The sequence below is a fragment of the Pseudomonas sp. GM24 genome (genome assembly GCF_000282235.1).
In the GTDB taxonomy this organism is placed as follows: Bacteria; Pseudomonadota; Gammaproteobacteria; order Pseudomonadales; family Pseudomonadaceae; genus Aquipseudomonas.
Genome location: NZ_AKJR01000221.1, coordinates 1 through 9,784, shown reverse-complemented (window position 1 = coordinate 9,784; position 9,784 = coordinate 1). Strand labels below are relative to the sequence as shown.

8 protein-coding genes are annotated in these 9,784 nt (G+C 58.7%); 6 read left to right on the top strand and 2 right to left on the bottom strand.

Annotation, left to right across the window (positions count from 1 at the left end; translation table 11 throughout):
- Positions 1–85 precede the first annotated feature (85 nt).
- Together PMI23_RS24075 and PMI23_RS24070 are read right to left on the bottom strand one after the other, a co-directional pair.
- A complete protein-coding gene (locus PMI23_RS24075) occupies positions 86–1,702 on the bottom strand; it encodes an alkaline phosphatase family protein (protein ID WP_007919137.1) in 1,617 nt (538 codons plus the stop codon).
- A gap of 190 nt (positions 1,703–1,892) precedes the next feature.
- A complete protein-coding gene (locus PMI23_RS24070) occupies positions 1,893–2,837 on the bottom strand; it encodes a LysR family transcriptional regulator (RefSeq protein ID WP_007919139.1) in 945 nt (314 codons plus the stop codon).
- Between the two features lie 165 nt (positions 2,838–3,002).
- Here PMI23_RS24070 and PMI23_RS24065 point away from each other — a divergent pair, with 165 nt between their 5' ends.
- From PMI23_RS24065 to PMI23_RS24040, 6 genes are all read left to right on the top strand, one after another.
- On the top strand, positions 3,003–5,363 hold the full coding sequence (locus PMI23_RS24065; RefSeq protein ID WP_007950164.1) for a TonB-dependent receptor: 2,361 nt from the start codon (positions 3,003–3,005) through the stop codon (positions 5,361–5,363).
- A gap of 23 nt (positions 5,364–5,386) precedes the next feature.
- On the top strand, positions 5,387–6,730 hold the full coding sequence (locus PMI23_RS24060) for an aryl-sulfate sulfotransferase (RefSeq protein WP_007919144.1): 1,344 nt from the start codon (positions 5,387–5,389) through the stop codon (positions 6,728–6,730).
- A gap of 190 nt (positions 6,731–6,920) precedes the next feature.
- Positions 6,921–7,247 carry a hypothetical protein gene (locus PMI23_RS24055; RefSeq protein ID WP_007919145.1) on the top strand — a complete coding sequence of 109 codons (327 nt, stop codon included), beginning with the start codon at positions 6,921–6,923 and terminating at the stop codon, positions 7,245–7,247.
- A gap of 382 nt (positions 7,248–7,629) precedes the next feature.
- A complete protein-coding gene (locus PMI23_RS24050) occupies positions 7,630–8,439 on the top strand; it encodes an energy transducer TonB (protein WP_007919146.1) in 810 nt (269 codons plus the stop codon).
- A gap of 44 nt (positions 8,440–8,483) precedes the next feature.
- Positions 8,484–9,209 carry a MotA/TolQ/ExbB proton channel family protein gene (locus PMI23_RS24045; RefSeq protein WP_007919147.1) on the top strand — a complete coding sequence of 242 codons (726 nt, stop codon included), beginning with the start codon at positions 8,484–8,486 and terminating at the stop codon, positions 9,207–9,209.
- A 1-nt stretch (position 9,210) separates the two neighbouring features.
- Positions 9,211–9,612 (top strand): ExbD/TolR family protein, encoded by a 402-nt coding sequence (locus PMI23_RS24040; RefSeq protein WP_003220570.1) that lies wholly within the window; start codon positions 9,211–9,213, stop codon positions 9,610–9,612.
- Positions 9,613–9,784 lie beyond the last annotated feature (172 nt).

Genomic DNA, 9,784 nt, shown 5'->3' with positions numbered 1-9,784 from the left:
AAAACCGTCCACTATGTCTCCGAACATGTGTCCACCATGTCTCCGGTACATACAGGGAGAGGGTTAGGGTGAGGGGCTCTTCCCGCTACCAAACACCAATCTGAACAACCTTCTCGGTCTCCGGCTCACCGTAGCGAAACCGCTGCCCGCGCAAATCTATCTCCCGATGACTGATCGTGGTGCGCCGCTTCAACCCCCGCACCCACTCAAACAAATACCCCGCATGCTCCTCGCGCACCGCTGCATACGCCGGGTCATCCCCCAGATCACGCAACTCCTGCGGATCATTGAGCAGATCAAACAACTGCGGCCGAAAGCCGTCGTACGCCAGGTATTTCCAGCGCTCGCTGCGCACCATGGTCATCCGGCAACGATCAATCGGCTGGCCCAAACGCTCACGTGCCGGCGCCTGGAAGGCGTAGTCGTATTCGCTGATTGCATAGCGGCGCCAGTCCGGATGTTCACCGTGCAGAAGCGGGATCAACGAACGCCCTTCAAGCCGATGCTCCGCGCCCGGCAATCCCAATGCCTGAAGAAACGTCGGCAACGCATCGATGGTTTCTGTCAGTCGATCATCGACGGTTCCCCGGGTGACATCCGCCGCCGCCCGAGGGTCGCGCACGATCAACGGCACCCCCACCGCCTGCTCCAGCAAAAACTCCTTCTCGCCGAGCCAGTGATCACCGAGAAAGTCGCCGTGATCGCTGGTGAACACGATCAAAGTGTCATCCCAGCGACCGTTGCTCTGCAGAAAATCGAACAGCCGTCCGAGTTGATCATCCACCTGCTTGATCAGACCCATGTACGTAGGGATTACAGTCAATCGTACTGAATCGCGGGAAAAGTTGAGGCTTTCCTCATGCTGGCGAAACGCAGTGTATACGGGGTGTTTGCTGGCTTCGGAGGGCGTCGCGCGGACCGCTTCGAGAATCGATTTCGTACTGTACAAGGCGTGGTACGGTGCTGGTACGATGTAAGGCCAGTGCGGTTTGATATACGAGAGGTGTAAACACCACGATTTCTCGCCTTGCTCGGTGATGAAGTCGATGGCTCGATTTGTAGTGTAGACAGTCTCCGAGTGTTGCTCGGGAATTCGTGCTGGCAAATTCGCATGACGCATTTTCCAGCCGCTGAGGATTTCGCCGTTTTCGCCTTCGGCGGCATTGGCCCAGTCGTGCCAGGGGTTTTTGCCGTCGAAGCCGTGTTCACGCAGGTAATGGGTGTAGGGCGCGGATTCGCGTTTGTCGTCGAACAGCGGGTCGTCGGGGTAGATGCCGTCGTGGCGCATGTAGGGTTCGAAACCGACTTCGTTGAGGATTTCGGCTTGCTCGCTTTCGGGATTGATCGCCAGGCGTTGCAAGGCATCGACATTCGCCGTGGCGTGGGTCTTGCCGACCAGTGCGGTACGAATGCCGTGCGGGCGCAGGTAATCGCCAATCGTCAGTTCTTCCAGCGGCAGCGGCACGGCGTTCCACGCCACTTGATGGCTGCTGACATAACGTCCGGTGTAGGCCGACATCCGCGATGGGCCGCAGATCGTGCCTTGGGTGTAGGCGCGGCTGAAACGTACGCCGGCAGCGGCGAGGCGATCGATGTTTGGCGTGTGCAGATGCGGATGGCCGTAGCAGGACAGGTAATCGCGGCGCAGTTGATCGCACATGATGTACAGCACATTGCGTACGGGGTTTGGCGGGGTGGGCATGGGGTTCACCGGTCAATGGGACAGGCGAGGGTTTTCGCTTTCGGTGGGGGTGTTCGGCAAGTGCATTTGGGGAATGGGTTTTATGCAGGCAGTGCATCGGTGCCTGAACTTACGCCATCGCGAGCAGGCTCACTCCTACAGGTGCGCGCATTTCAAATGCAGGAGTGAGCCTGCTCGCGATAGCGGTAGATCAGACAGCGAGTCCGTCCAGTGAACAGACCTCCTCATCTACCGCATCAATCGCCTTGATCTGCTCAATCATCGCCTCGGCCAACGGCGACAACCGATACCCCGCCCGGCTGACGATCCCGTAACGGGTGTACAACTCCTCAAGATCATCGGCCAACCCTTCGATGCGCAAACACATCAACTCTCCCTTGGCTTGATGCAGCGCATCGGAATATGCCCCGACAATCCCGATCGCATCCGAACGCAGCACCACACTGAGCAAACTGGAGCTGTTTTCACATTCGACATTCGGCGTGAAATCCGGCCGCCCACTGAGGTCGACAATGACCTTGCGCAGGTTCGGCGGACGAATACTTACCGCCAGCGGATAGCTCATCAATTGCTCGGCGGTGACCCGATCAAACCCGGCCAATGGATGCCCTGCGCGGCAACAGAAATGCCACTTGCGCGGTCGCAGCCGGTAGGTCAGGTAATCCGGATCGGCCTCGAAGTGCCGAGTGTCAGCGACAAAGAATTCAAACTCTTCGCTGAGTAATCGCTTGCTCAGGCTCTGCCAGTCATCGACCTGGAACTGCACCCGCGCTTTCGGATAGCGCCCGATGAAGCTGCCAATCGCCCGTGGAATCAAACCTGCCGCCGGCGCAGGCCCACATCCGAAGCGCAATTCCCCGGCCTCCAGCCCATTGAACTGGCTGATCTCGTTGGCCATCTGCTGCGCGCCGCTGACCAGCCGCCGCGCATGTTCGAGCAAGACCTGACCTTGTTTGGTCGGTGGCAATTCCTTGCGCCCGCGATCAACCAACTGACAGCCGACGCTGTGCTCAAGCGCCTGAATGCTGCGGCTGAACGCCGACTGCGACAGGTTCACCGCCTGCGCGCCGGCGACGAAGCTGCGTTGTTCAGCCAAGGCGATGAAGTGACGAAGTTGGCGCAAGTCGATATGCATTTTTCACATAAAAAATATCCGGGAAATGCATTGGATATGCATTACGTCGACTCCTTATAAAGGCAATCTCTTATGCAGTAAATCTTTGTAAAAACATAAATAAATAACCTAAAAGAATATACAGCATTGAAGATGTCTGTGTGTTTTTTGACCAGGAGCCGCGCCATGAGTCCGTTGAACCTTGCGTCACCCTTAACGCCACGACGGCTCAAACGCCTGCCTCTGGCCCTGTTGCTGGCAGGGAGCGCGAGCTGGACTCACGGTTACGCCGCCGATGCTGAAACCCCGGCGCCAGTGCCGGCCGGCAAGCCCGCTGCCAACAGTTCGCAACTGGAAACCGTGACCGTCACCACCCGCCGCCGCGAAGAAAGTTCGCAAGATGTACCAACGCCGATGAGCGTGGTTAGCGGGCAGAATCTGGAGACGCAACGGGTCTACCGGATTCAGGATTTGCAGCAACTGGTGCCCAGCGTCAACGTCGCCTACATGCACGCACGCCAGTCCAGCGTATCGATCCGCGGCCTGGGTAATAACCCGGCCAGCGATGGCCTGGAAGGCAGCGTCGGCCTGTACATCGACAACGTCTATCTGGGCCGCCCGGGGATGGCGGTGTTTGACTTGATGGACATCGAACAGCTTGAAGTCTTGCGGGGGCCGCAGGGCACGCTGTTCGGCAAAAACACCACCGCCGGGGTGATCAATATCAGCACCCGCGCGCCAACCTTCACGCCCGAACGCAGCATCGAAACCTCGGTCGGCGAGGACGGGTATTTCCAGACCAAGGGCACCATTTCCGGCCCGCTCAACGATCAACTGGCCGGGCGTTTTTCGGCCTACCGCACACGCAGCGACGGTGACATCAAAAACGAATACGACGGCCATGATTTGAATGGCGGCTCGCGCGAGGGCTTCCGCGCGCAACTGCTATTCAAGCCCAATGAAGATTTCAACCTGCGCTGGATCGGTGACTACAACGAGGAGGATTCCAGCGCCGGCACCCGCGTGCTCTACAACACCGGGCCGACCATCAACGGCGTCAACCTGTACCAGTCGCGCGCCAACGCGGCCGGCGCAACATTGGTCAACGGTTCGCACCGCAAGGTCAATCTGGACAACGACCAGCACGTTACCGTGCATCAGGGTGGCACGTCGGTGGAAGCCAACTGGACGCTGCCGAGCGACTTCACGCTGACCTCAATCAGCTCCTATCGCTTCTGGAATTTCACCCCGCGCAACGACGACGGCCTCAACGTGCCGGCGAGTTACAACGCCGGGGTGTCGGTGGAGGACAAACAGTATTCGCAGGAATTTCGCCTGGCCTCGCCCAAGGGCGAGTTCTTTGATTACGTCGTCGGCGCTTACTACTTCGGCTCGGATCTGGACAATAAATCCTTCGCCTATTACGGACCGCAAGCGGATATCTGGAATGGTACGGCTCCCGGTGCGCTGGCCAACGTCACCAGTGTCGGCAACGGCCATATCAAGACCGACAGTTTTGCGTTGTTCGCCCAAGGCACCTGGCACCTCAGCGAGCGGCTGGATTTCACCGCCGGGGTGCGTGGCACGTATGAAGAGAAATCTGCCTGGGTCACGCGCGATGCGCCGCTGGGTGGCGCGACCGTAACGGGCGCTGCGGCCACGGCGCGACGCGGTCGTGCCGGCGCTTACGATTCCGGCGACTTGAATCAGTACAGCTCCAGTCCCTCCGGGCTGCTCAATCTCAGCTACCGGATTACCGACGATGTGCTCGGCTACGCCACGCTGTCCCACGGCGAGAAATCCGGCGGGGTTAACCTCGCGGTCGGTTCCGCTCCGGTGGCCGGCGCCGATTCACTGCTGATCGGCACCGAACGCGCGAACAACGCCGAACTCGGTTTCAAAAGCACGCTGTGGGATCACCGTCTGCAACTCAACGCCAACGTTTTCTGGACGCAGGTCAACGCTTACCAGACGAACGCCTACGACGCCGAAAACCGCGTGCAATACCTGACCAACGCCGGTTCCGTGCGTTCGCGCGGTGTCGAGTTCGAAAGCACGGTGATCCCGCTGCGCGGCCTGACCTTGAACATCAACGGCTCCTACAACGACGTCAGCTACCTCTCGTACAAAGATGCCCCATGCCCGCCGGAAGTCAGTCAGGCGCCGGGTGCTCCAGCGTCTTGCGACCTCAGCGGCCATCAAGTGGTCGGCGCTTCGAAATGGATCGGCAACGCCAACGGCGAATACAAATGGAATCTGGATAACGGCTTCGAACCTTACGTCACCGCGAGCTATGCATTCCGCTCGAAAGCCGTCGGTACGGTCGAGGATTCCGACTACGGGCAGATCCCGAGTTACGCCGTGGTCAACTTTTCCACCGGCCTGCGCGGCGACTTCAACCAAGGCCAGTGGGACGTGTCGCTGTGGCTGAAAAACGCTTTCGACAAAACCTATTACACAACCCTGTGGACGGGCGGCAACGGCGGCTATGAAGGCCTGCTCGGCACACCGCGCACCCTCGGCGTAACCGGTCGCTACGACTTCTGATTCGTCACTCAAGGAGCTGCATCATGTTGCGTATCAAAACCGCTTTGCCGGTGTTGCTGTCCGGCGCAGTGCTCAGTGCCGGCGCCTTCGCCGCACCGAGTGTTTACCCGACGGGCGTCACTCGTTACGACCCGAACAAGGCGTTCAACCAGTACGTGATTTTCAGCGGCGCCGACAAGCAGACACACCTGATCGACATGAACGGCAACGAGGTGAAAACCTGGCCACAGGCAGGTTTCCCGTCAGCGATCATCGATCCAAAACTGGTCGGCGGCGAGCGCGGGCATGTGCTGCTGCAACTGAGTGAAAAGGATCCCGGCAAACTCGGTTCGGCCGGCAACGGGCTGGGCAATCAGAGCATCGGTGAGCTGGACTGGAGCGGCAAAGTCGTCTGGCAGTGGGGCGACAAGGCGCCCGGTGGCGCCGCGCAACAACACCATGATCAGCGCCGTTTGAGTAACGGCAACACCGTGGTGCTGGCGAACAAGGTGCACAAGGTCAAAGGCTTCAAAGTGCCCGAGGTGATCGACGATGCGATCTATGAAGTCAGCCCCGAAGGCGCGGTGAAATGGCAGTGGCTGGCCTCGGAGCATCTCAATGAGTTCGGTTTCACCGCCGAGCAGTTGAAGCTGGTGCGCGCCAGCGAAAATCCGGACTACCTGCATATCAACAACCTCAGCCTGGTCGGGCCGAACAAGTGGTTTGATGCCGGTGACAAGCGCTTCAATCCGGATAACCTGTTGATCGACTCACGCAATGCCAACTTCATCGCGATCATTGATAAAAGCAGCGGCAAAGTGGTCTGGCGTCTCGGACCGAATTTGCCGCTGATCAACCCGAAAACCGCGCAGAAACTGCCGCGTCCTGTGGATCAGTTTGTCGGTCAGCATGATGCACACATAATCCCGGCCGGATTGCCTGGTGCCGGTAACTTGCTGGTGTTCGACAACCAGGGTTCGGCGGGTTATCCCAATGTCACGCTTGGGCTGATTTCCGGTTCGCGGGTGTTGGAAATCGACCCGGTGAAAAACCAGATCGTCTGGCAATACAGCGCAGCCAATTCGAAGCAACCGGGGTGGGCGTTCTACAGTTCGTTTATCAGCAGTGCTCGGCGCTTGCCCAATGGCAACACGTTGATCGACGAGGGCATGAACGGGCGGTTTTTCCAGGTGACGGCCAACGGTGAGAACGTCTGGGAATACGTCAGCCCGTATCTGGGCAAAGCGCCGGGCAGCGATGCGATCAGCAACTGGGTCTATCGGGCGTTACCTGTGAGTTATGACTGGGTGCCAGCGGGTACGCCACGCTCGGAGACGGCGGTTAATGTACCGGTTATCAACGTGCAGCAAGCCAATGCCAGTCGTTAGTTGAATTGGAATTAGTGCTCGAACGAACGGCGATAAGTTATGAGCGAGTTGAAGGGTGCTTATTGCAATTTCGTTAGTCACTCGCGTGGACAATAGTTGAATGTCCAACCATCCTGACTGTCGTGAGTTTCCAGGAGGAAACTTGCTCTCATCGGAAGACACTTATCCCAACGATAAAGGAAATCGAATCATGTCGAGCATTAATGGCACTTATGTAAACGCCAACGCTGGCGCCAAACTGACGATTACCGATGGCAACGACGCCAACGGTACATTCAGCGGCACGTTCAGCCAGGGCGGCGTTAACTATGACGTCAGCTACGGGCATTACCATTTCCAGAACAGCACCGGACAACCTACCACCATCACGTTTGTCGGTCTGAATGGTAATAGCGGATTTCAAGCGTGGTCATTGTTTTCTCCTGATCACAATTACGCAAAAGTGCGCGCGGCCGGTTCCCGTACTAACTTTGACGGTGAAGTAGTGACCCTTGCAGGGGAATTCGTCAAACAATAATCCACGCGTAATCGATAAAGGCCGCCGCACGAAAGTGTGCCGGCCTTTTTTGTTGTTCCGGGAAAAAATAATAATCAACTATCTACTTGGTATTAGTTGTCCTGCAAACCGGCTCAGGCGAATTTGATGCGTTGAATGAATACTTTCAATGCCTGAAAAGCATGCGTTTTTTCACCCATCGCTGCAGCCCGCGTGGCACGTGGCTTTGGCGGAATTGATCAATTCTTATATTCCATAAGGACCTATGCATAACGTTAAAGATTACTTTCGGAGATAAGCGACAAGCCCAATGATTCACCCATCGATCCACCGTGGGGGATTCAACAAACGGTCGATCGGCAGTTTTTGTAGAGAACGCAAAAAGACCGCAGGGAGTGAATCAATGGGCAATGTCCAGACCGCCGCCAGCGCAGAGGAATTGCTGTGGCGTCAGACGCCGGGTGGCGAGTTGGTCGATCTCGGCCGGCCGCATCGTGTGCCGCTGGGGCAGTTGCGTTTGCAACGTGCGCCCAAGGGCATTCTGAGTCGGCGCGAAACTATTCTGCTTGGCGTGCTCGCGTTGGTGGTGCATGGCGCGGTGATCTACTGGATCAGCCAGAAGCCGACGCCGGTGCTGCCGATTGTGCCGCCGGAAATTCCGCCGATGACCATCGAATTCTCGCGCCCGGCGCCGCCAGCGCCACCGGTTGTCGAGCCACCGCCGCCCGCGCCTGTGGTTGAGCCACCACCGCCAGTGGAAGACGAACTGGCGGTAAAACCGCCGCCGCCCAAACCGGTTCCGAAACCCAAACCGGTGGTTAAACAGGCACCCAAACCAGCACCGAAAGCCGTGGAGCAACCACCGGCGCCGCCACAACCGGCTGCCCCGGTTGCCGCGCCAGCGCCACCTGCTCCCCCCGCGCCGGCACCGGTAACCCCCGCCTCAGCGAATGCCGCGTACCTGAAAAACCCGGCGCCGGAATACCCGTCGCTGGCTCAGCGTCGCGGCTGGGAAGGCACGGTGTTGCTGCGTGTGCATGTGCTGGCCAGCGGCAAGCCGGGTGAGATCCAGATAGCCAAAAGCAGCGGCCGGCAGCAGCTCGACGACGCGGCGCTGAACGCCGTGAAGCGTTGGAGTTTCGTCCCGGCCAAGCAGGGTGATGTCGCCCAGGACGGCTGGGTCAGCGTGCCCATCGATTTCAAGATTCATTAAACCGAAACCAAATTCGCGCGAAACGTTTACACGAGGAATACATCATGACGTTACTGGCATCTCCACTGGAATCCATCGAAAGCGCGGTGATCTGGCTGCTGGTGGTTTTTTCCGTCGCCACTTGGGGCCTGGCATTGCTCAAGGCTTGGCAATTCGGGCGTCTGAAGGCGCAGGACCGGCGTTTTCATAAACGCTTCTGGGCGGCGTCCAGTCTCGATTCCGCCGCTGAATTGAGCGAAACCCAACCCGGCGCTGCGGCGCGGGTGGCGCAGGCCGGTTACGCGGCGATTCAGGTGGGCGAGGCGCCACAGGCCAATGATTTGAGCCAGGCGATCAACCATCAGGATCGCCTCGAGCGCGCCTTGCGCCAGCAGATCGTCCGCGAACGGCGTTCGCTGGAGACAGGCCTGGCAGTGGTCGCCAGTATTGGCAGTACGTCGCCGTTCATTGGTTTGTTCGGCACGGTGTGGGGAATCATGGAAGCGTTGAAAGGCATCAGCGCGGCCGGTTCGGCGAGCCTGGAAACGGTGGCCGGGCCGATCGGTGCGGCACTGGTCGCAACGGGTGTGGGGATCGCCGTCGCGGTGCCAGCGGTGCTGGTTTACAACTACTTTTTGCGTCGGTTGAAACTGACGGCGGCGGATCTGGATGACTTCGCCCACGACTTCTACAGCCTGGCGCAGAAGAGTGCGTTCCGCGTATTGATCCACCCGACTGCGCACAAGGTCGCAGTAACCGGCAACGCAGCAAAAGTGAAGGAGGCGTCCTGATATGGCTTTCTCCACGCAAGACAGTGATGAGGTGCTCAGCGAGATCAACGTGACGCCGCTGGTGGACGTGATGCTGGTGCTGCTGGTGGTGTTTATCGTCACCGCGCCGCTGCTGACCAACGCGATCCCGATCAACCTGCCGAAGACCGAAGCGGTGGCGCCGGTCGAGCAGAAGGACCCGCTGGTGGTGAGCATCGATGGCGCCGGCAAGCTGTTTATCAACAAGGACGAGATTCAGCCGGACTTGCTGGAATTCAACCTCAAGTCGGCCAAGGCCAAGGACCCGGAAGTGCGCGTGCAATTGCAGGCCGATGACGGGGTGAACTACGGCGAAGTGGCGCGGGCGATGGCTTCGATTGAACGGGCGGGGATTACCAAGTTGTCGGTGATTACTGCGCGGTAACAGATTCAACGTTTTTCCGGGGCCGTCTCCTTGGCAGGGTGCGGCCCTTTTTTTATTTCTGGCATTAGAAGCAAAGCCCTCACCCTAGCCCTCTCCCAGAGGGAGAGGGGACTGATCGCGTTGTTCTTACGAGTTACACCGACCTGAAATATCCAGTCGAACTCCAAATCTG